Annotated in this window: 18 protein-coding genes and 2 tRNA genes; 19 read left to right on the top strand and 1 reads right to left on the bottom strand. The window is 46.4% G+C overall.

The genetic code is table 11. The features are described from left to right. Positions 1-12 precede the first annotated feature (12 nt). The 13 genes from ICE93_RS08440 to ICE93_RS08380 all read left to right on the top strand — a co-directional run bounded on the left by ICE93_RS08440 (position 13) and on the right by ICE93_RS08380 (position 10,768). Positions 13-2,043 carry a bifunctional (p)ppGpp synthetase/guanosine-3',5'-bis(diphosphate) 3'-pyrophosphohydrolase gene (locus ICE93_RS08440; RefSeq protein ID WP_216187280.1) on the top strand — a complete coding sequence of 677 codons (2,031 nt, stop codon included), beginning with the start codon at positions 13-15 and terminating at the stop codon, positions 2,041-2,043. An 18-nt stretch (positions 2,044-2,061) separates the two neighbouring features. Then, positions 2,062-2,138, top strand: a tRNA-Val gene (locus tag ICE93_RS08435). Positions 2,139-2,271: 133 nt separating this feature from the next. Beyond that, positions 2,272-4,194, top strand: a complete 1,923-nt coding sequence (thrS, locus tag ICE93_RS08430) for a threonine--tRNA ligase (RefSeq protein WP_216187278.1) — start codon at positions 2,272-2,274, stop codon at positions 4,192-4,194. A gap of 42 nt (positions 4,195-4,236) precedes the next feature. Further along, positions 4,237-4,761 (top strand): translation initiation factor IF-3, encoded by a 525-nt coding sequence (gene infC, locus ICE93_RS08425; protein WP_205627502.1) that lies wholly within the window; start codon positions 4,237-4,239, stop codon positions 4,759-4,761. A 138-nt stretch (positions 4,762-4,899) separates the two neighbouring features. Then, positions 4,900-5,097: a 50S ribosomal protein L35 gene (rpmI, locus tag ICE93_RS08420; protein WP_215324428.1), complete on the top strand. Its 198-nt coding sequence runs from the start codon at positions 4,900-4,902 to the stop codon at positions 5,095-5,097. Positions 5,098-5,122: 25 nt separating this feature from the next. Next, the gene (gene rplT, locus ICE93_RS08415) at positions 5,123-5,488 is read left to right on the top strand and encodes a 50S ribosomal protein L20 (protein ID WP_011902675.1); all 366 of its coding nucleotides are present in this window, start codon (positions 5,123-5,125) and stop codon (positions 5,486-5,488) included. Positions 5,489-5,513: 25 nt separating this feature from the next. After that, the gene (gene pheS / locus ICE93_RS08410; protein WP_216187276.1) at positions 5,514-6,560 is read left to right on the top strand and encodes a phenylalanine--tRNA ligase subunit alpha; all 1,047 of its coding nucleotides are present in this window, start codon (positions 5,514-5,516) and stop codon (positions 6,558-6,560) included. A 33-nt stretch (positions 6,561-6,593) separates the two neighbouring features. Continuing rightward, a complete protein-coding gene (gene pheT, locus ICE93_RS08405) occupies positions 6,594-9,050 on the top strand; it encodes a phenylalanine--tRNA ligase subunit beta (RefSeq protein WP_216187273.1) in 2,457 nt (818 codons plus the stop codon). Positions 9,051-9,099: 49 nt separating this feature from the next. After that, a complete protein-coding gene (locus tag ICE93_RS08400) occupies positions 9,100-9,423 on the top strand; it encodes an integration host factor subunit alpha (RefSeq protein WP_068321512.1) in 324 nt (107 codons plus the stop codon). Next, positions 9,401-9,751, top strand: a complete 351-nt coding sequence (locus tag ICE93_RS08395; RefSeq protein WP_216187271.1) for a MerR family transcriptional regulator — start codon at positions 9,401-9,403, stop codon at positions 9,749-9,751. Before ICE93_RS08400 ends, ICE93_RS08395 begins: the two co-directional genes overlap by 23 nt. A gap of 25 nt (positions 9,752-9,776) precedes the next feature. Then, positions 9,777-9,853 (top strand) — tRNA-Pro (locus ICE93_RS08390). 34 nt (positions 9,854-9,887) lie between these two features. Next, positions 9,888-10,301 carry a PaaI family thioesterase gene (locus ICE93_RS08385; protein ID WP_216187270.1) on the top strand — a complete coding sequence of 138 codons (414 nt, stop codon included), beginning with the start codon at positions 9,888-9,890 and terminating at the stop codon, positions 10,299-10,301. A gap of 182 nt (positions 10,302-10,483) precedes the next feature. Further along, positions 10,484-10,768: an H-NS family nucleoid-associated regulatory protein gene (locus ICE93_RS08380; protein WP_216187268.1), complete on the top strand. Its 285-nt coding sequence runs from the start codon at positions 10,484-10,486 to the stop codon at positions 10,766-10,768. An 85-nt stretch (positions 10,769-10,853) separates the two neighbouring features. Here the strand turns inward: ICE93_RS08380 and ICE93_RS08375 are convergent, their stop codons facing one another. Next, positions 10,854-11,552: an excisionase family DNA-binding protein gene (locus ICE93_RS08375; RefSeq protein ID WP_216187266.1), complete on the bottom strand. Its 699-nt coding sequence runs from the start codon at positions 11,550-11,552 to the stop codon at positions 10,854-10,856. Between the two features lie 299 nt (positions 11,553-11,851). Here ICE93_RS08375 and ICE93_RS08370 point away from each other — a divergent pair, with 299 nt between their 5' ends. Genes ICE93_RS08370 through ICE93_RS08345 form a run of 6 tightly spaced genes read left to right on the top strand, consistent with a single transcriptional unit; the run spans position 11,852 to position 20,638 of the window. Beyond that, positions 11,852-14,707: a 2-oxoglutarate dehydrogenase E1 component gene (locus ICE93_RS08370; protein WP_216187264.1), complete on the top strand. Its 2,856-nt coding sequence runs from the start codon at positions 11,852-11,854 to the stop codon at positions 14,705-14,707. A gap of 48 nt (positions 14,708-14,755) precedes the next feature. Beyond that, positions 14,756-15,970 (top strand): 2-oxoglutarate dehydrogenase complex dihydrolipoyllysine-residue succinyltransferase, encoded by a 1,215-nt coding sequence (gene odhB, locus ICE93_RS08365; protein WP_216187262.1) that lies wholly within the window; start codon positions 14,756-14,758, stop codon positions 15,968-15,970. A gap of 12 nt (positions 15,971-15,982) precedes the next feature. Continuing rightward, complete coding sequence (gene lpdA / locus ICE93_RS08360; protein WP_216187260.1) at positions 15,983-17,419, top strand: dihydrolipoyl dehydrogenase; 1,437 nt, start codon at positions 15,983-15,985, stop codon at positions 17,417-17,419. Beyond that, on the top strand, positions 17,420-18,523 hold the full coding sequence (gene zapE, locus ICE93_RS08355; RefSeq protein WP_216187258.1) for a cell division protein ZapE: 1,104 nt from the start codon (positions 17,420-17,422) through the stop codon (positions 18,521-18,523). 9 nt (positions 18,524-18,532) lie between these two features. Continuing rightward, positions 18,533-19,384: a 3',5'-nucleoside bisphosphate phosphatase gene (locus tag ICE93_RS08350; protein WP_216187256.1), complete on the top strand. Its 852-nt coding sequence runs from the start codon at positions 18,533-18,535 to the stop codon at positions 19,382-19,384. A gap of 51 nt (positions 19,385-19,435) precedes the next feature. Continuing rightward, positions 19,436-20,638 carry a tryptophan--tRNA ligase gene (locus ICE93_RS08345; RefSeq protein WP_216187254.1) on the top strand — a complete coding sequence of 401 codons (1,203 nt, stop codon included), beginning with the start codon at positions 19,436-19,438 and terminating at the stop codon, positions 20,636-20,638. Positions 20,639-20,644: the final 6 nt, after the last annotated feature.

Raw genomic sequence — 20,644 nt, 5'->3', positions numbered from 1 at the left:
TCATTTTTGCCGATGGCAAATGCTTCCTCTAAACCCGAAAAGCTAGTCGTATTTCAGGATGCTTGGTATGGTGAGCCTGCTGAATCGCATGCACATGGAGTGTCGCAGATCCTGCAAGACCTCAACTTAGATGAAGCAAGCCTCATTGCAGCAACTAATATTGCGCGCACTCATGGCAAAGAAGCGCTTATCAAGCTTATTGGTGAAGAGTCCGCCAAGTTACTAATTGGTTATCGCGGTTTACGTCAGGCGCAAGCAAAATTGATGCGTGATGATGGAGGCCTCAGTGTCGCTGGCCAAGAAGAAATGCTGCGCAAAATGCTTTTAGCATTCGGTGATGACTTAAGGGTGGTGCTGATCTATCTCGCATCTCGATTACAGACTCTGCGCTGGATCACTCAGGAAAAAATCGAGATGTCAGCTGCTTGGGCACAACAAATTCTCAATATTGATGCCTCATTGGCAAATCGTTTGGGAATTTGGCAGATGAAGTGGGAGATGGAAGACTTGGCATTTCGTGCTCTATCTCCAGAAACGTATCGAGAGATCGCCAAGATGCTCGATGCAAAACGTATTGAGCGTCAATCCTTTATTGATCAAATTGTTTTACAGCTACAGGAAGAGCTTAAGGCTGCGCAAATAGATGGTGAGGTGCTTGGGCGACCTAAGCACATCTATAGCATCTGGAAAAAAATGCAAGGCAAGTCTTTGGATTTCGCAAACCTGTATGACGTGAGGGCATTTCGAGTATTGGTTGAGGATATAAAGTCTTGCTATGCTGTTTTAGGTATCGCGCATAACGTTTGGCAACCAGTGCCACGCGAATTTGATGATTACATTGCTAGGCCTAAACCCAACGGCTATCAATCCTTGCATACCGTAGTCATGAATGAAGACGGTACGGCATTTGAAATTCAGATCCGCACACAAGAAATGCATCAGCAAGCTGAGTATGGTCTGGCAGCACACTGGCGTTACAAAGAGGGTGCTTATGTTGGAATGGCCACACCACCCAATCTCGCTAAATCCCATAAGCCCAACGTCAATCATCAACAAGGCACTCATAGTGCTGAGGTTGCTTATGAAAGGCAGATTGCTTGGGCGCGTCAGCTCATCTCCTGGAAAGAAGATGCATGGGAGCAACTCAAGCACCATGAGATTGACGATCATATTTATGTGCTCACACCCTTGGGTAAGGTGATCTCATTGGAGAAGGGCTCAACACCAATTGATTTTGCTTATGCAGTACATACCAATCTTGGCCATCGTTGTAGAGGGGCTAGAGTAGATGGCGCTATGGTGCCGTTAGAGACATCGCTGCAAAATGGTCAAACAGTTGAAATCATTGCGGTGAAGCATGGTGGTCCATCGCGCGACTGGATTAGTCCTGATAAAAATTACCTGCGTTCGCAAAGAGCGCGCCAAAGAGTGCGCGCTTGGTTTAATGCTTTAGATGATGAGGGGGCGGGTCAGTCTAAGGTTGCCGAAAACAAACCAGACGCAACCCCAGAATTAAAAGTTGCTCCGATTAATCCAGAAATTATTTTGCGTAACAGCAGCCATAAAGCGGGTCGGGGTGGCGATGTTTTGGTGGTTGGGATAGATTCTTTACTTACCCAGTTAGCGCGTTGCTGCCGACCAGTGCCGCCGGATGCAATTGCTGGATTTGTGACGCAGGGTAGAGGGGTATCCATTCATCGGCGCTCATGCAAAACCTTCCGAGGTCTCCTCGAGCGCGCACCAGAACGGGTTATTCAAACCGCTTGGACTGCTTCAGCTGCGGATCCTATCGTCAACCAAGAGCAAAAACGGGTATTCCCAGCCGATTTGGTCGTAACTGGCCTAGATCGGCCTGAGCTCATGAGAGAGCTTTTTGAGATTCTCACGCGGCAGGGTGTTCATGTGATCGATTTGCGTAAATCAGGCAAAAAGGGCTTAGCTCAGATCCTTTTAACGGTTGAGGTGAAGGATTCTGAAGTGTTGCGAGTGGTTCAAAACAGCCTAGAAGTGGTCAAAGGGGTCACCCAAGTGCGTCGCCGGTGATAAACTCTATGGCTGTATAGGCTCGTAGCTCAGCTGGTTAGAGCACCACCTTGACATGGTGGGGGTCGTTGGTTCGAGTCCAATCGAGCCTACCAACGAATAAGACCCAAAAGGAAGTGCCGAAGTATCAATACGGGCTTCAAAGAGGCGCGGATGCCCATAAGCTACCGCGCTTTCTTTTTGGAAAAGAAGTCAGGAATGAAGTTCAGTAAATAAGATGGGATCATCATGCTAGTAGTTACTCTGCCCGATGGATCAAAACGTGAGTTTGAGGCATCTGTTCGCGTAGCGGATGTTGCGCAAAGCATCGGTAGCGGTCTTGCAAAAGCCGCCTTAGGTGGAATTGTTGACGGCAAGATGGTGGATACTAGTTTTGTTATTGATAAAGATAGTCAACTTGCCATCATTACCGATAAGAGTCCTGAGGCATTAGAGATTGTTCGTCATTCCACTGCTCACTTATTGGCGTATGCCGTAAAAGAATTGTTTCCTGAAGCGCAAGTTACCATTGGTCCAGTTGTAGAGAATGGTTTTTACTATGACTTCTCATATCACCGCCCATTCACTCCGGATGACTTAGTTGCTTTAGAAAAGAAAATGACTGAGCTCGCTAAAAAAGATGAGCCAGTAACCCGTACTGTAATGCCGCGCGATGAAGCTGTTGATTTTTTCAAGAAGCAGGGTGAAAACTACAAAGCAGAATTAATTGCAAGCATTCCGCAAGGCGAAGATGTTTCCCTTTATGCGGAGGGTAAGTTCACCGATTTATGCCGTGGACCACACGTGCCATCTACTGGGAAGCTCAAGGTATTTAAGCTCATGAAGCTTGCTGGTGCTTACTGGCGTGGCGATAGCAAGAATGAGATGTTGCAGCGTATCTACGGCACAGCTTGGTTGCATAAAGAAGATCAAGATGCTTACTTGCATATGCTTGAAGAGTCTGAGAAGCGTGATCATCGCCGCCTTGGCAAACAACTCGATTTATTTCATTTCCAAGAAGAAGCGCCAGGCTTAATTTTCTGGCATCCAAAGGGCTGGTCAATTTGGCAAGAGGTTGAACAATACATGCGTCGCGTGTATCAGCAAGAAGGCTACCAAGAAGTTAAAGCGCCACAAATTTTGGATCGTGGTCTTTGGGAAAAATCTGGTCACTGGGAAAACTACAAAGAAAATATGTTTACGACAGAGTCGGAGAATCGTGCTTATGCATTAAAGCCGATGAACTGTCCTGGTCATGTGCAAATTTATAACTCTGGTTTGCATAGCTATCGCGAGTTGCCATTGCGCATTGGTGAATTTGGTCAATGTCACCGCAATGAACCATCGGGTGCTTTACATGGTTTGATGCGCGTGCGTGGTTTTACACAAGACGATGGCCATATTTTCTGCACTGAAGATCAAATTCAATCTGAAGTGGCGGCATTTGATAAAGCAGTGCGTGCGGTTTATCACGATTTTGGTTTTTCTGAGGTTGCTGTCAAGCTGGCTCTGCGTCCTGCTAAACGCGTTGGCGATGACGCCATTTGGGATAAGGCCGAAGAAGCGCTGCGTGGCGCTCTGAAGGCTTCTGGCCAAGAGTGGGAAGAATTGCCAGGCGAGGGCGCTTTTTACGGTCCAAAGATCGAATATCACCTCAAGGACTCCATTGGGCGAACATGGCAGTGCGGCACAATCCAGGTCGATTTCTCCATGCCAGCCCGTTTAGGTGCTGAATATGTTGCTGAAGACAATAGTCGCAAGACTCCGGTCATGCTCCATAGGGCAATTGTGGGTTCTTTAGAGCGTTTTATCGGCATTTTGATTGAAAATCACGCTGGAAACATGCCTGTTTGGCTGGCCCCAACCCAGGCCGTAGTCCTCAATATCTCCGGAAATTCTGCTGCATACGCACAAAAAGTGCAGCAATTGCTGAAAAAACAAGGGTTTAGAGTTGAGTCTGATTTGCGGAACGAGAAAATTACGTATAAAATACGCGAGCACGCATTACAGAAGATCCCGTTTTTGCTCGTTGTAGGGGATAAAGAATCTGAAAGTAATACGGTGGCCGTTCGTGCCCGTGGCGGAGTGGATTTGGGTGTAATGCCCATTGATGCCTTCGTTGCCCGACTCCAGCAGGATATATCCCAGAAAGTCGGACCCGAGCCTAGCTAGGGTTAGAACGGTGTTTATTGTTTTTTTAAAGGAATTAAGAAGATCGCTACTGAAAAATTGCAACGCATTAACCGGGAAATTACTGCTCCTGAAGTGCGTTTGATTGGAATTGATGGTGAGCCCATCGGTGTAGTTAAGTTGAGTGAAGCCTTGGCTGCAGCAGAAGAGAAAGAAACCGACTTGGTTGAAATTGCTCCGACGGCTGTGCCACCTGTAGTCCGCATCATGGACTTTGGTAAATTCAAATACCAAGAAGCTAAGCGGATGCATGAAGCAAAGCTGAAGCAAAAGGTAATTCAGGTGAAGGAAGTTAAATTCCGCCCTGGTACTGATGATGGTGACTACGGTGTGAAGCTACGCAATCTAATCCGCTTTTTAGAGGATGGCGATAAGACAAAGATTACGCTGCGGTTTCGGGGTCGTGAAATGGCCCACCAAGAAATCGGAGTCAGAATGTTGGAGCGTTTGAAGTTGGATCTCGTTGAATACGGCCAAGTCGAACAGTTTCCAAAAATGGAAGGCCGCCAGATGGTGATGGTATTGGCTCCCATTCGTAAGGCTAAGTAAGAAGAAAATTCGCAGGAATTGTCTTTTTCTTATGTAGGGAGGTGCTGAAAGGCGCCGGTAGTTTGAAGTGCTTCTGGGTACAGGAAGAGTAACCGTCGGTTACCACCTATGTTGCACAAGTAATTGAAGGGGTGCTTTATGCCCAAGATGAAGAGCAAGAGTAGCGCTAAAAAGCGCTTCACGGTTCGCGCAGGCGGAACGATTAAACGAGGTCAGGCTTTCAAACGCCATATCCTCACCAAGAAGACCACAAAGAATAAGCGTCACCTCCGTGGTTCTGCAGAAGTTGCGAAATCTGACATTAAGTCAATTCGTTCCATGCTTCCTTACGCTTAACCTCAGACTAGATTAGGAGAATTAAATGCCAAGAGTCAAACGTGGGGTTACAGCAAGAGCCCGTCATAAGAAAATCACCGATGCTGCTACGGGTTACCGTGGCCGTCGTAAGAACGTATTCCGTATTGCTAAGCAAGCGGTTATGCGTGCTGGTCAATATGCATATCGTGACCGTCGCAACAAGAAACGTGTATTCCGCGCTTTGTGGATTGCTCGTATCAATGCGGCAGTTCGTCAGCATGACATGACCTACAGCGTATTCATGAATGGTATGAAGAAAGCCGCGATCGAGCTCGACCGCAAAGTACTTTCTGATATGGCCATTGCTGACAAAGCGGCTTTCGCTGCTTTGGTTACTCGGATCAAATCCGTAGTAAACGCTGCAGCTTAATCTTAGTTTTCTAAACTAAGCTGCAATGGTTTCTCTCGACCACATTGTCGAGGATGCTAGACGTGATTTCCTTGGGGCTGCCGATGCGGCAGCTCTAGAGGACGCGAAAGCCAAGTATCTCGGTAAGTCAGGTGTTCTCACTGAGCGCTTAAAAGCGCTTGGTGGAATGTCGCCTGAGGAGCGCAAGAGTGCAGGCGCCCAAATTAATCAAATCAAAACTCACGTAGAAGCTGCATTACAAGAGCGTCGCCAAGCTTTGGCTGATGCGGTATTGATGCAACGTCTTGCAGCAGAGTCTATTGACGTTTCCCTGCCTGGTCGTGGCCAAGCAGTAGGTAGCTTGCATCCTGTGATGCGCACCTGGGAGCGCGTTGAAGAGATCTTCCGCTCGATTGGTTTTGATGTAGCGGATGGCCCTGAAATTGAAACTGATTGGTTTAATTTCACTGCCTTAAATAGTCCCGAGAATCATCCTGCTCGCTCAATGCAGGATACTTTTTATATCGATGGCAAAGACTCCAATGAAAAGCCTTTGTTATTGCGCACGCATACCAGCCCAATTCAGGTTCGCTATGCGAGCGAACATGTTAAGAAATATGCCAACGCAGATGTGATGCCGCCAATCAAAGTTATTGCACCAGGTAGAACATATCGTGTTGATAGCGATGCAACGCATTCACCGATGTTCCATCAGGTTGAGGGTTTGTGGATTGCAGAGAGTGTTTCATTTGCAGATCTTAAGGGTGTCTATACAGACTTCTTGAGAACTTTTTTTGAAACAAACGAATTGCAAGTTCGTTTCCGTCCATCCTATTTCCCATTTACTGAGCCATCGGCTGAGATTGATATGGCCTTTGGAAGCGGCAAACTCGCTGGCCGTTGGTTAGAAATCTCTGGAGCAGGTCAAGTGCATCCAAACGTATTGCGCAATATGGGTATCGACCCAGAGCGCTATACCGGCTTTGCTTTTGGGTCTGGCCTAGAGCGCTTGACGATGTTGCGTTATGGCGTTGACGATTTACGTCTCTTCTTCGAAAACGATCTGCGTTTCTTGGCGCAGTTTCCCGCCTAACCAAATCTGTATTACTAAATCTTAGATCGCGCTATGCAATTTTCTGAATCTTGGCTCCGTCAGTATGTGAACCCATCACTTGATAGTGATGCACTTGGTCATGCAATGACAATGGCGGGTTTAGAAGTTGAAGAGCAGCATTCAGTAGCGCCTGCATTTACCAAAATTGTGATCGCGCAGATTCTGTCTGCTGAGCAACATCCCGATGCAGATCGCTTGCGGGTTTGCAAAGTAGACGCTGGTACAGGTCAAGAGTTACAAATCGTTTGTGGTGCACCCAATGCACGTGCTGGCATCAAGATTCCATGCGCTATGGTTGGCGCTGAATTGCCTCCTGCTGAAGCTGGCGGCAAACCTTTCATGATTAAAGTAGGCAAGCTGCGCGGTGTAGAGAGTCAAGGCATGTTGTGCTCTGGTCGCGAGCTTGGTTTGGGTGATGATCATGAGGGCATTCTTGAGTTACCTGCAGATGCACCAATTGGAAAAGATATTCGTGAGTATCTTAATCTCGATGATCAAATCTACGTCATTAAGCTAACGCCAAATAAGGCTGATTGCCTCTCATTAATGGGTATGGCAAGAGAAGTCTCAGCGATCACCGGTGCCGCACTCTGTGCGTCTAAGTGGACACCGCCTGCAGTAACAATCGAAGATAAGCGCAAGGTCACAGTTGAGGCCAAAGAGCTTTGCGGACGCTTTGCTGGTCGAGTAATTCGTGGCGTGAATCCGCAAGCCAAAACTCCTGAATGGATCGTGCAGCGTTTAACGCGAGCAGGTCAAAGAAGTATTTCTGCGCTAGTGGATCTTTCTAACTATGTCATGTTGGAAATCGGTCAACCTACCCACGTATTTGATATCGATAAATTAAGCGGTGATATCACTGTTCGCTGGGCTAAAGCAGGTGAAACCCTGGAGCTACTGAATGGTCAGACAGTGACTTTGCAAGACCTAGACTCTGCTGGAAGGATGCAAGATGCTGGAGTAGTGGCCGATCAGAATGGTCCGGTAGCGCTTGCAGGCATCATGGGTGGAAATCACTGTGCTGTATCTGATGACACTAAGAACATCTATGTGGAAGCAGCTTATTGGCTGCCTTCAGCTATTCAGGGTCGTGCACGTAGATTTAATTTTAGTACCGATGCTGCGCATCGCTTTGAGCGTGGCGTAGATCCGCAAAATACAGTGAATTGCTTGGAATATCTCAGTTCTTTAATTATTGAGGTTTGCGGTGGTCAAGCGGGCCCCGTGGATGATCAAGTGCTCAATGTTCCAGAGCGTAAGCCGGTCAAAATGCGTTTGGCTAGAGCAGAAAAAGTTATCGGCATTCCACTGACTAATGAGGTAGTGGCTGATGTATTTAAGCGTCTCGGTTTTGAATTTAAGCAAGAGGGCGATGCTTTTGTTGTGACTCCTCCAAGCTATCGCTTTGATATCGAAATTGAAGAAGATTTAATTGAAGAAGTCGCACGTATGTACGGCTTTGAAAATATTCCTGATCAACCACCGGTAGCTTCATTGAAGATGAGCGCTAAAGCGGAAGCGAAGCGTGGTATTCATCTACTACGTCAGCGTTTAGCATTGCAAGGGTACCAAGAGGCAGTGAACTTTGGTTTCACGGACCTTGAAAGTGAGCAGCGTCTTGCAGGTGCTAAAGAGCAAGATCTCATTAAGGTGCTTAATCCGATCGCCAATCAATATGGCGTGATGCGTAGCAATTTGTGGGGTGGCCTACTAGGCAATCTTAAAGCGAATTTAAACCGTGGTGCAGGGCGTGTTCGCTTGTTTGAGACTGGCCGCGTATTTAAACGTGACCCTAATGCGCAAGAAGAAGCCGGCAAAGTAGCGGGTTTTCATCAGCCTCAAAAAATTGGCGGCTTAGCTTATGGTTCATTCGTACCTGAGCAGTGGGCCAACGCAACTCGTGCAGTGGATTTCTTTGATGTCAAGGGTGATCTAGAGCGCGTCCTAGATCCTCTACATTTCGTGACCGAAGCTGCACAGCATCCAGCACTACATCCTGGGCGCTCAGCGCAAGTCTTTTTGAAGGCCGGCAAAAGCAATATTGCTATTGGTTGGATTGGTGAATTACACCCAGGCTTGCAGCAAGCTTACGAACTTCCCCAGGCACCAGTATTGTTTGAATTGGATTTAGAGCCAATTTGCGAACTTGGTTTACCTATGCCCGAAGAATTAAGTAAATTTCCTGCGGTGCAACGAGATTTGGCACTGGTGGTGAAGCAAAGTGTATCCGCACAGTCATTGTTAGATGTCATGGCTGCGAGCAAACAGAATTTTGTACGCAATATTGAGCTCTTTGATGAGTTCAAGCCAAAGGCGGGTTCGAGCAGCATGGCGGATGATGAAAAGAGTTTGGCTTTCCGTGTCACCCTCTTAAACCCTAATGAGACTCTGCAAGACCCTCAAATTGATGCTGTAATGGCTGCTTTATTGGGTTCCGTGGAGGAAAAGTGTGCAGCCCGTTTGCGCTAGGTTTAGTATTAGATATAAATCGAATAATTAGTTACCAAAGAGACTGGCAATGACCGAATTGATTTCTAACGATACCGTTACTAAGAATGAGCTTTCAGAGGCTCTCTTTGATCAGGTTGGATTGAACAAGCGTGAAGCGAAAGACATGATTGATGCTTTCTTCGATCGTATTGGCCAATCACTTGAGACGGGTGTGGAAGTAAAGATCTCCGGTTTTGGTAATTTTCAGTTGCGAAATAAATCGGCTCGTCCTGGCCGAAATCCAAAGACAGGTCAAATGATTCCGATTGCTGCTAGACGCGTAGTAACTTTTCACGCCAGTCAAAAGCTTAAAGATGTAGTGGAGTCACATGCTCGAGAAAACCGAGTTTGATGCCGGCTCAGTACTGCTGAGCACTCAACTTCCCCCAATACCTGCCAAGCGCTATTTCACCATTGGTGAAGTGGCGGATCTGTGTGGCGTTCGTTCGCATGTTCTGCGTTACTGGGAGCAAGAGTTTTCCCAGTTAAGTCCGCAAAAACGACGTGGTAATCGTCGCTACTATCAGCATCATGAAGTTGTCCTTATCAGAAAAATCCGCTCACTTCTCTATGAAGAGGGCTTTACGATTAGCGGTGCACGCAATCGCCTTGAAGAAGCTCGCGGCGTCCTTCGTCTACGCGAAGAATTGCAAGCAGTTCTGCAGATTCTCTCCAAATAGTTACTGATACAATTTTGTCTTTCGTCGGGGCGTAGCGCAGCCTGGTAGCGTACATGCATGGGGTGCATGTGGTCGGAGGTTCAAATCCTCTCGCCCCGACCATTCAATTTCATCCCACTCTTTCTAAACTCTTTCCATGACAAGCACTGATAAAACCACAGAGTATTTTGGTCTCAAAATTCCCTTTTTGGCGCACTTAGGTGTAGTTCCTGAATATGCAAAAGATGGCAAGTCTCGGATCAGCCTGGAGATTAGGCCTGAATATGAAAATAGCTTTGGTATAGCCCATGGCGGCGTCATTATGACCTTGCTCGATTTTGCGATGGGGGCAGCGGCTAGAAGTACTACCGATATTCCTCTTGGTGCAATGACGATTGATATGACCGTCAGCTTTTTGCGTCCTAGTGTTGGCAAAATCGCTGTTGAGGGCAACATTTTGAAGTCAGGTAAAACTGTTAACTATTGTGAGGCGATTGTTTTGAATGAGGCAGGGGAGATAACTGCTAAATCTAGCGGAACCTTTATGCTCAGAAAATCGAGTGCGCCTTAATTAAGCATAGTATTTATAAGGATTATGTCTTTTATTTAACTTTATAAATAAAACACTAATAGATATAGGTTAATAATCCAATAATATATATTGTCAGAGTGATTAATTTATATATAATCACCGTCTAATGCAGTTTATTTTCACTGCATATAACAACTTATTATTCGGAGAGTGAAAACAATATGCCTTCTTATAAAGAGCTTTTAGCCCAACGCGAGCAGTTGGATAAACAGATTAAAGAAGCAATTGCCCTAGAAAAGGCGGATGGTATCGCCAAGGCAAAGTTAATTATTGAGCAATACAACCTAACGGCTGCTGACCTATTTAGCCGTAAGGCGGGTGTTAAGAGCGCCGGCGCTAAGGTTGCCCCAAAATACCGTAATCCTTCTTCAGGTGAAACCTGGACTGGTCGAGGTAAGGCGCCTAAGTGGATTGAAGGTAGAGATCGCAGTAGTTATTTAATTTAAACCATTGTTTTATTTGGGATTTAATGTAAAAGGCCGCACTTAGCGGCCTTTTTTGTTATGTTGTGCTTTCCTCGTTAGCTCAATGCTAGGTGCACTTCCTGGCAAGGGCTTCAACAAATAGGGGCTCCAATAACTCATGTCTGCTTTCATGGACCCAGCTTCCTTCGGCCTCTGGATTAGTGGCTGGATAGCCAATAATGAGAGGATTGAGGTCAATAAGACCGTTTTCGAGCTCCTTTTTGATGTTTTCGCTTAATGGAGGCTTGCCGCCTGAATTCTCATCCACAAGAGTGACAACGCCAGGATGAAGCTTAATAAAACCTTCATCTACTAGAATAGGTATGCGCTGTGTGTCTTTGTTTTTACTTAAGTAATGGATTAAATGGACTTGCTCTACTGGTGGAATAAGGGCATCCAAAAAGATCAAATCAGGAGCTATGGAGACGGCTTTCATGAGGCCCTCTAAGCTATCTACTGCCATTTCCATATCCACCTTAAGCTGCCAATCGGCAATAGCCTCTATTAATTCTTGACCATTTTCAGATCTTCTAAATATGCCCATAGCAACGCAGTTTTGGGTTGTCTTTTGGCGCATAGCTCTCTTTCTACGCTGTAACTGTTGCTCCAGTGAACTGGCCAATATCCGGCGGTGCCCCCCTCGAGTCTTCCATGCAATTAATTCACCCAATTCCACCATTTTCTGAACGGTGCCCAAGGAAACTTGCAAAACCTTGGCGCTTTGGCGGGTGCTGAGATATTCTGTTTCTGGGGTAATTGATTTCATATTTCCCTTAATTTCATTTAATTGTTTGAAGATTTAGAGAATAAAAATCAAAATCATTTGAATCTGTCGGCAATCCTTTAAAGAGGGGTAGGAAAGTTCTTATTAAATTCCCAAAATAGGGGGATACCCCCAAAACCCCTTAAATCAGGGAAAGCCCTTTATGTATCAATGGTCATTCGTGTTAAATTACTGTCGTAGTACCGGTATTTGCACAGATCAATTCGTGAAGCGGTATAGCCGCAGAGCGGATGGTTTTAACCACAGTTTTTAATCGGGAAACCCGATGAAAGGTGAGCATCATGATGCAGGATCAAAGAGATAACTCCTATCTCTTCGGCGGAAACGCCCCTTATGTAGAGGAACTCTACGAATCTTACTTGCACGATCCAGCTTCCGTAGCTGATCATTGGCGAGATTATTTCGATAACGTGAAACAGGTTCCAGCAGTTGACGGTTCATCTCGAACTGACATCGCACACGGACCGATTGTTGCTTCATTTGCTGAGCGCGCTAAGCAAGGTCCTATCAGAACGATTTCTGATTCGGCTGACTCAGAGATGGGCCGCAAACGCGTTGCTGTTCAGCAGTTAATTGCTGCGTATCGTAACGTTGGCAATCGCTGGGCAAATTTGGATCCATTAAAGCGGACAGAGCGCCAGGATATTCCTGAGTTAGATCCCGCTTTCTATGGTTTTACTGACGGCGATATGGATATCGTCTTCAACACAAGTAATACATTCTTCGGCAAGAACGAAATGTCTTTGCGAGATTTGCTCCAAGCATTGCGCGAAACATATTGCGGCACGATTGGTGTCGAGTTTATGTTCATTGCTGATCAAAAGATTAAGAAGTGGTGGCAAGAAAAGCTAGAGTCCATTCGCTCAACTCCACAATTTAATGTAGAAGAGAAGCGTCAGATTTTGGACCGCGTAACTGCTGCTGAAGGTCTAGAGCGTTACCTCCAGGCTAAATACGTTGGTCAAAAGCGCTTCTCCTTAGAGGGTGGCGAGAGCTTTATTGCTTGTATGGACGAGTTGATTCGTGATGCAGGTAATAAAGGCGTGCAAGAGATCGTTATCGGTATGGCCCACCGTGGTCGTCTCAACGTATTGGTAAATACCTTGGGCAAAATGCCAAAAGACTTATTTGCCGAATTTGAGCACAAAGGCCCAGAAACATTGCCTGCGGGCGACGTGAAGTATCACCAAGGTTTCTCAAGCGATATTTCTACTCCTGGCGGTCCGGTTCATTTGTCTTTGGCATTTAACCCATCCCATCTAGAAATCGTTAACCCAGTCGTTGAAGGTTCTGCTCGTGCTCGTATGGAGCGTCGCGGTGACATGTTGGGCGATCAAGTTATGCCAATCTTGGTTCATGGTGACGCTGCGATTGCGGGTCAGGGTGTAATGCAAGAGACATTAGCGATGTCTGAAGTTCGTGGTTATTCCACTGGTGGCACAGTGCATATCGTGATTAACAACCAAATTGGTTTTACAACTTCCGATCCACGCGACTTGCGTTCTAGCTTGTATTGCACGGACATCATGAAGGTTGTTGATGCCCCTGTATTGCACGTGAACGGCGATGATCCTGAGGCGGTAGTCTTGGCAACTAAGTTGGCTGTTGAGTTCCGCATGAAGTTCCATAAGGATGTGGCGATTGACATCATCTGTTTCCGTAAGCTTGGTCACAATGAACAAGATACGCCTGCAATGACACAGCCATTGATGTACAAAATCATTACTGCACACCCTGGCACACGTAAGCTCTATGCTGACAAGTTAGAAGCTCAAGGCATATTGCCCGCCGGTACTGGCGACCTGATGGTTAAAGAGTATCGTGCTGCCATGGATGAGGGTAAGCAAACATCTGATCCAGTATTGAGCAACTTCAAAGGTAAGTTTGCTGTGGATTGGTCTCCTTTCTTGAATAAGAAGTGGACTGATGAAGCTGATACAGCTATTCCATTGACAGAGTGGAAGCGTTTGGCTGAAAAGATTTCGACTATTCCAGAGGGCTTTAAAGCACACCCGTTGGTTGCTAAGGTCTACAACGATCGTGCGGCGATGGGTCGCGGTGAAGTCAATATTGACTGGGGTATGGGTGAGCACATGGCTTTCGCATCTTTGGTTGCTAGCGGCTATCCAGTTCGTTTGTCTGGTGAAGACAGTGGTCGCGGCACCTTTACTCACCGGCACGCGGTATTGCATGAGCAAAACCGGGAGAAGTGGGATACCGGTACTTATATCGCTCTTCAGCACGTCACTAAAGATCAAGCACCATTTGTAGTGATTGACTCCATTCTTTCCGAAGAAGCTGTGCTCGGTTTTGAGTACGGTTATGCCGCAGCAGAACCAAATACCTTAACTATTTGGGAAGCCCAGTTCGGCGACTTCGCCAATGGCGCTCAAGTGGTTATTGACCAGTTCATCGCTTCTGGTGAAGTGAAGTGGGGCCGTGCAAACGGTTTGGTCATGATGTTGCCGCATGGTTATGAAGGCCAAGGTCCAGAGCATTCTTCTGCACGTCTTGAGCGCTTTATGCAGTTATGTGCTGATACCAATATGCAAGTGATTCAGCCGACAACCGCTTCACAGATTTTCCATGTGTTGCGTCGTCAAATGATTCGTCAGTTCCGCAAACCGCTGATCTTGATGACTCCAAAATCATTGCTACGTAATAAAGAAGCTGCCTCACCTTTATCTGAATTCACCAAAGGTGGTTTCCAAACTGTTATTGGCGAGCGCGATGAGTCTATAGATGCTAAACAAGTTACCCGTTTGATAATGTGCTCTGGTAAGGTCTATTACGATTTGGTAAAACAACGTGCTGAGAAGAAGATTGGTGATGTTGCCATTATTCGCTTGGAGCAGTTGTATCCATTCCCTCATAAAGCATTGACTGCTGAGTTGAAGAAGTATCCAAAGTTAGAAGAGGTTGTTTGGTGTCAGGATGAGCCGCAAAACCAAGGCGCCTGGTTCTTCGTGCAACACAATATCTTGGAAAACATGGCTGATGGCATGAAGTTAGGCTACGCAGGTCGTCCTGCATCAGCATCACCAGCTTGTGGTTATGCCCATCTCCACCAAGAACAGCAGAAGTCATTGCTCAATGCGGCATTTGCCAAACTTAAAGGTTACGTGATCACGAAATAATCGTCTTCATCGCTTAATAAACATACATACATATAAACAGGATTAATCATGGCTATTTTCGAAGTTAAAGTTCCCCAACTCTCCGAGTCAGTTGCTGAAGCAACTTTGTTGCAATGGAAAAAGAAGGTTGGCGACGCTGTTGGTCAAGACGAGATCTTGATCGAAATCGAAACAGATAAAGTGGTTCTCGAAGTTCCAGCTCCATCTGCTGGTGTTTTGACAGAAATCGTTGTTGCTGACGGCGGCACTGTTGTTGCCGAGCAGTTAATTGCGAAGATCGACAGCACTGCTGTTGCAGCCGCAGCTCCTGCCGCTGCTGCACCCGCACCGGCCGCCGCGCCTGCTACAGCTCCCGCGCCTGCTAAAGCAGCTACTCCTGCAGCTAAAGCTGGAGCTGCCGCAGCACCTTCAGCTGCAAAAATTCTGGCAGAGAAGGGTGTTGATGCTGGACAGGTTGCCGGTTCTGGACGCGATGGCCGTATCACTAAGGGCGATGCATTGAATGCTTCTGCAGGTGGCGCTAAGTCTGCTGCATTGCCAAGCGCACCAATTCCAACTGGCGATCGCCCAGAAGAGCGTGTTCCAATGAGCCGTTTGCGTGCTCGTATTGCTGAGCGTTTGCTCGAGTCTCAAGCTAACAACGCCATCTTGACTACATTCAATGAAGTGAACATGGGTCCAGTGATTGCTTTGCGTAACAAATACAAAGACCAGTTTGAGAAGACTCATGGCGTGAAGTTAGGCTTTATGTCTTTCTTTGTTAAAGCGGCAACGCACGCTTTAAAGAAATTCCCACTCTTGAATGCTTCTGTTGATGGCAATGACATCGTGTACCACGGTTACTTTGACATTGGTATCGCTGTGAGCTCACCACGTGGCTTGGTAGTTCCAATTTTGCGTGACGTTGACCAAATGAATTTGGCTGACATCGAGAAGAAGATTGCTGAGTTCGGTACTAAAGCTCGTGAAGGCAAGTTGTCTATTGAAGAGTTGACTGGTGGCACATTCTCCATCTCTAACGGCGGTGTATTCGGATCCATGCTTTCTACCCCGATCATCAACCCACCACAATCCGCTATTTTGGGTATCCACGCTACCAAAGACCGCGCTGTTGTTGAAAACGGCCAAGTAGTTGTTCGCCCAATTAACTATCTGGCTTTGTCATACGATCACCGCATCATTGACGGTCGCGAGGCTGTGCTTGGTTTGGTTGCCATGAAGGATGCGTTGGAAGATCCTTCACGCCTTCTCCTTGATTTGTAAGAAGGGAAGATCATGAGCCAAGCTTTTGACGTAGTAGTTATTGGTGGTGGCCCTGGTGGCTACATCGCCGCAATTCGTGCAGCGCAACTCGGTTTTAAAGTTGCTTGCGCTGAATCTAGTTCTTATGATGATCCTAAGGGTGAGCCACGTTTAGGTGGCACATGCTTGAACGTGGGTTGCATTCCTTCTAAGGCCTTGTTGGCTTCTTCTGAGGAATTCGAGAAGATCAATCATCATGCTGCTGATCATGGAATTAAAGTAGGTGCAGTTAGCATCGACTCTAAGAGGATGATCGCCCGCAAGGATGATATTGTTACCAAGATGACTGGCGGCATTCAGTACCTATTCCGCAAGAACAAAGTCACTTTGCTCAAAGGTCATGCCTCTTTTGAGGGTAAGAGCGCTGACGGTTATCAAATCAAAATTGATGGCAAAGATAAAGAAACAGTTACAGCAAAGAATGTCATCATTGCTACTGGTTCTAAAGCACGTCACCTTCCTGGTATCGCCGTGGATAACGTATTGATCTGTGATAACGAAGGCGCCTTGAAATTTGATTCTGCTCCTAAGAAATTAGGCGTAATCGGCGCAGGCGTAATTGGCTTGGAGTTGGGTTCTGTATGGCGTCGTCTCGGTGCTGAAGTAACCGTGCTCGAAGCTATGCCTTCATTCTTGGCTGCATGTGATGCTGGTATTGCAAAAGAAGCGCAAAAGTTGTTTGCAAAGCAAGGCTTGAGCATCAATACTGGCGTAAAAATTGGCGATGTGAAAGCTGACAAGAAGGGTGTAGTGGTCAATTACACTGATAGCGCTGGTAAAGCTGCTAAGTTGGAATGTGATCGCTTAATTGTTTCCGTTGGTCGAGTACCAAACACCGATAAATTAGGTTTAGATAAGATTGGCCTCAAAGTGGATGAGCGCGGTTTCATTCCTATTGATGACCATACTTGTGCAACTGCTGCACCTGGCGTTTACGCTGTTGGTGACGTTGTGCGTGGACCAATGTTGGCACATAAAGCAGAGGACGAAGGTGTCTTAGTTGCTGAAGTGATTGCTGGTCAAAAACCACATATCGATTACAACTGCATTCCTTGGGTTATCTACACTGATCCTGAGATTGCATGGGTTGGCAAAACAGAACAAGCACTTAAAGAAGCCGGTGTGGCTTATAAAGCAGGTCAGTTCCCATTTTCTGCTAACGGCCGTGCATTAGGCATGGGTCGTGCTGATGGTTTCATCAAAGTATTGGCCGATGCTAAGACTGATGAGATTCTTGGTGTTCACATCATTGGCGCCAATGCTTCTGACCTCATAGCTGAAGCTGCGGTTGCAATGGAATTCAAAGCCGCAGCGGAAGATATTGCTCGTATCTGTCATGCACATCCAAGTTTGTCTGAAGTGATGCGCGAAGCAGCGTTAGCGACAGACTCACGCGCATTAAATATGTAATTGAAAACCATTGAGTTTTACCAACAGGAGTTAAAAGCGCGCGGGTATCAAAGTGATCCCGCGCAGCTTCGCGCTATTGAGCGTCTGCAGAAATGCGAAGATGAGTGGATTGCTTATAAAGACATTCGCAGCAATAAACTTAAAAAGAAGTTATTTAAACCGAGTCTCCCTAGGGGTCTGTACCTATGGGGTGGGGTAGGTCGAGGCAAGTCTTTCTTGATGGACTGCTTTTATGCAGCATCCCCTTTAGAAAAAAAGATTCGCATCCATTTTCATGAGTTCATGCGTGAGGTTCACCGCGAACTCCATGAGTTATCAGGCTTATCCGATCCTTTAGAAGAATTAGCAAAGCGTATTTCTAAGCGCTATCGTCTGATTTGTTTTGACGAGTTTCATATTAATGACATTGCCGATGCAATGATTTTGTATCGCTTGCTTGATGCACTCTTTACAGACCGCGTACAGTTTGTGATGACATCGAACTATCGTCCGGATCAGTTATACCCAAATGGTTTGCATCGCGATCGATTGCTTCCTGCCATCAAACTGCTAGAAGAAAAGTTAGATGTGCTCAATGTTGATGCCGGCAATGATTACCGTCGTGTACAGATGGCACAAGTTGAAGCCTATCTAACTCCCGTAAATGCTGAAACACAAGCGACCTTAGGTCAAATGTTTCAAACACTGATTGGCAATCAAAAAGAGACTCGCAATCCTGTTTTGAATATTGAATCCCGCGAATTACGCCCCTTACATATGGCTGATGGCGTAGTTTGGTTTGATTTCAAAACCCTATGCTGCGGCCCGCGCTCACAAAATGATTATTTGGAAATAGCCAATCAGTTTCATACGGTGATTCTGTCGGGGGTGCCTTATATGCCTCCAAGAATGACCAATGAGGCCCGCCGCTTTATCTGGTTGATTGACGTCCTATACGACCACAAAATTAAGCTGATTATCTCTGCAGAGGTTCCAGCCCCGGATTTGTATACAGAGGGTCAAATTACCGCTGAATTCTCCAGAACCGTGTCCCGTTTGATCGAGATGCAGTCTCGCGACTACCTGGATGCCCCGCGCCGTGTAATTGATACCAGCTTGACCTAAAATAGGGTCATGAGCAGCTTTTCACCCATTAATGCCGATTTGCATTGCCATTCAGTCATTTCTGACGGCACTTTAACGCCTGAAGAATTGGCGGAGCGTGCAAAAGCGAATGGTGTGCATTTGTGGGCTTTAACCGACCATGACGAATTGGATGGGCAGAAGCGTGCTCGAGAAGCAGCCAGCGCTCTCAATATCGATTATCTCGGTGGTGTTGAAATTTCCGTGACTTGGATGGGTGAGACCATTCATATTGTTGGACTTGGTATCGATGCGGAGCATATCGGAATTATTGAGGGTTTACGTCAAACACGTGATGGTCGTGCAAATCGTGCGCAACTGATGGCAGAGCAATTACTTAAGGTAGGAATTCCTGGTGCGTATGAAGGCGCACTTCATTTTGCCGGCAATCATGAGTTGATTTCCAGAACTCACTTTGCTCGTTTTTTGGTAGAGCAGGGTGTGTGTCGCGATACCGAGCATGTATTTAAAAATTACTTGATTGAAGGCAAGCCAGGATACGTTCCTCATCAGTGGGCCAGCCTAGACAATGCTGTTAATTGGATTAAGTCTGCAGGGGGTGTAGCAGTGATTGCCCACCCCGGTCGTTACAGCAGATTAAACGCCATGCAAATGGATGAGCTCTATAAGCACTTTAAAGACCTGGGAGGTCTGGCGATTGAGGTTATTACTGGCAGTCACAGTCCAGATCAATATAAAACCTTTGCAAAAATCGCACAGCAGTACGGCTTTTTAGCTTCCCGTGGATCGGATTTTCATGATCCAAATGAAAGTCATATTGACTTGGGTAATTTACCGCATTTGCCAGATCATCTCACTCCAGTATGGTCTGCTTTTCATTAATTACCAACTACTTAATTCCTTATCCCTTAACTATTTAGAAAAAGAAAACAGATGTTTGCTGAACGCGTTCTCTCTGGCATGCGCCCAACCGGTAATTTGCACTTAGGTCACTACCATGGCGTTTTAAAGAACTGGGTCCGCTTGCAGTCCGAATACCCTTGTTTCTTTTTCGTAGCGGATTGGCATGCGTTAACTACTCACTATGAAACTCCGGATGTGATTGAGCAATCTGTGTGGGACATGGTGATTGATTGGCTGGCAACAGGCGTAGATCCTAACCAAGCTACTTTGTTTATTCAAAGTAAAGTGCCTGAGCATGCCGAACTATTTTTATTGCTTTCTATGGGAACGCCATTAGGTTGGTTGGAGCGTGTACCCACCTATAAAGATCAGATAGAGAAGCTCAAAGAAAAAGACCTCCAAACCTATGGATTTCTGGGTTATCCACTGTTACAGGCTGCTGATATTTTGATTTATCGTGCGCAGTTTGTGCCTGTGGGTGAAGATCAGGTCCCTCACGTAGAAATGACTCGTGAAGTAGCGCGTCGCTTTAATTATTTGTATGGCCGTGAACCTGGTTTTGAAGAAAAAGCTTTGGAGGCTGTCAAAAAGTTGGGCAGTAAACGTGCCAAGATGTATGCAGAATTGCGAGTGGCATTTCAGGAGCGTGGTGACGATGAAGCTTTAGAGCGGGCAAAAGCATTGTTGCAAGAAGCTCAGAGTTTATCTATGGCCGACCGCGAGAGACTCTTTGGTTTCTTGGAGGGTGCCCGTAAAATCATTCTGCCTGAACCGCAAGCATTACTTACTACATCATCACGCATGCCTGGTATTGATGGGCAAAAAATGTCAAAGTCTTATGGCAATACTATTAGTATTCGTGAGAATCCAGAGGAAGTAATTAAGAAGATTCGCACAATGCCTACAGACCCTGCGCGTGTACGCAGAACTGATGTGGGTGACCCAGCTCGTTGCCCGGTTTGGCAGCTTCACACCGTCTACTCAAATGAGGAGACAAAGCAATGGGTAGATAAGGGATGTAAGTCAGCAGGCATTGGGTGTCTTGAATGCAAGCAACCCGTCATTGATTCCATTTTGGCAGAGCAGCAGCCTATGTTTGAGCGTGCTCAGAAGTACTTGGATGACCCTAGCTTGCTGCGCTCCATCATTGCTGATGGTTGCGATAAGGCACGTAAGGTTGCGCAAGAAACTATGCGTGAGGTTCGCGAAGCAATGGGCTTGGCTTACGATTGAGAATTC

Source organism: Polynucleobacter sp. MWH-HuK1 (assembly GCF_018881815.1).
Classification (GTDB): domain Bacteria; phylum Pseudomonadota; class Gammaproteobacteria; order Burkholderiales; family Burkholderiaceae; genus Polynucleobacter.
Note: the sequence above shows the minus strand (reverse complement) of the source record. Positions and strands in the feature narration are given on the sequence as shown.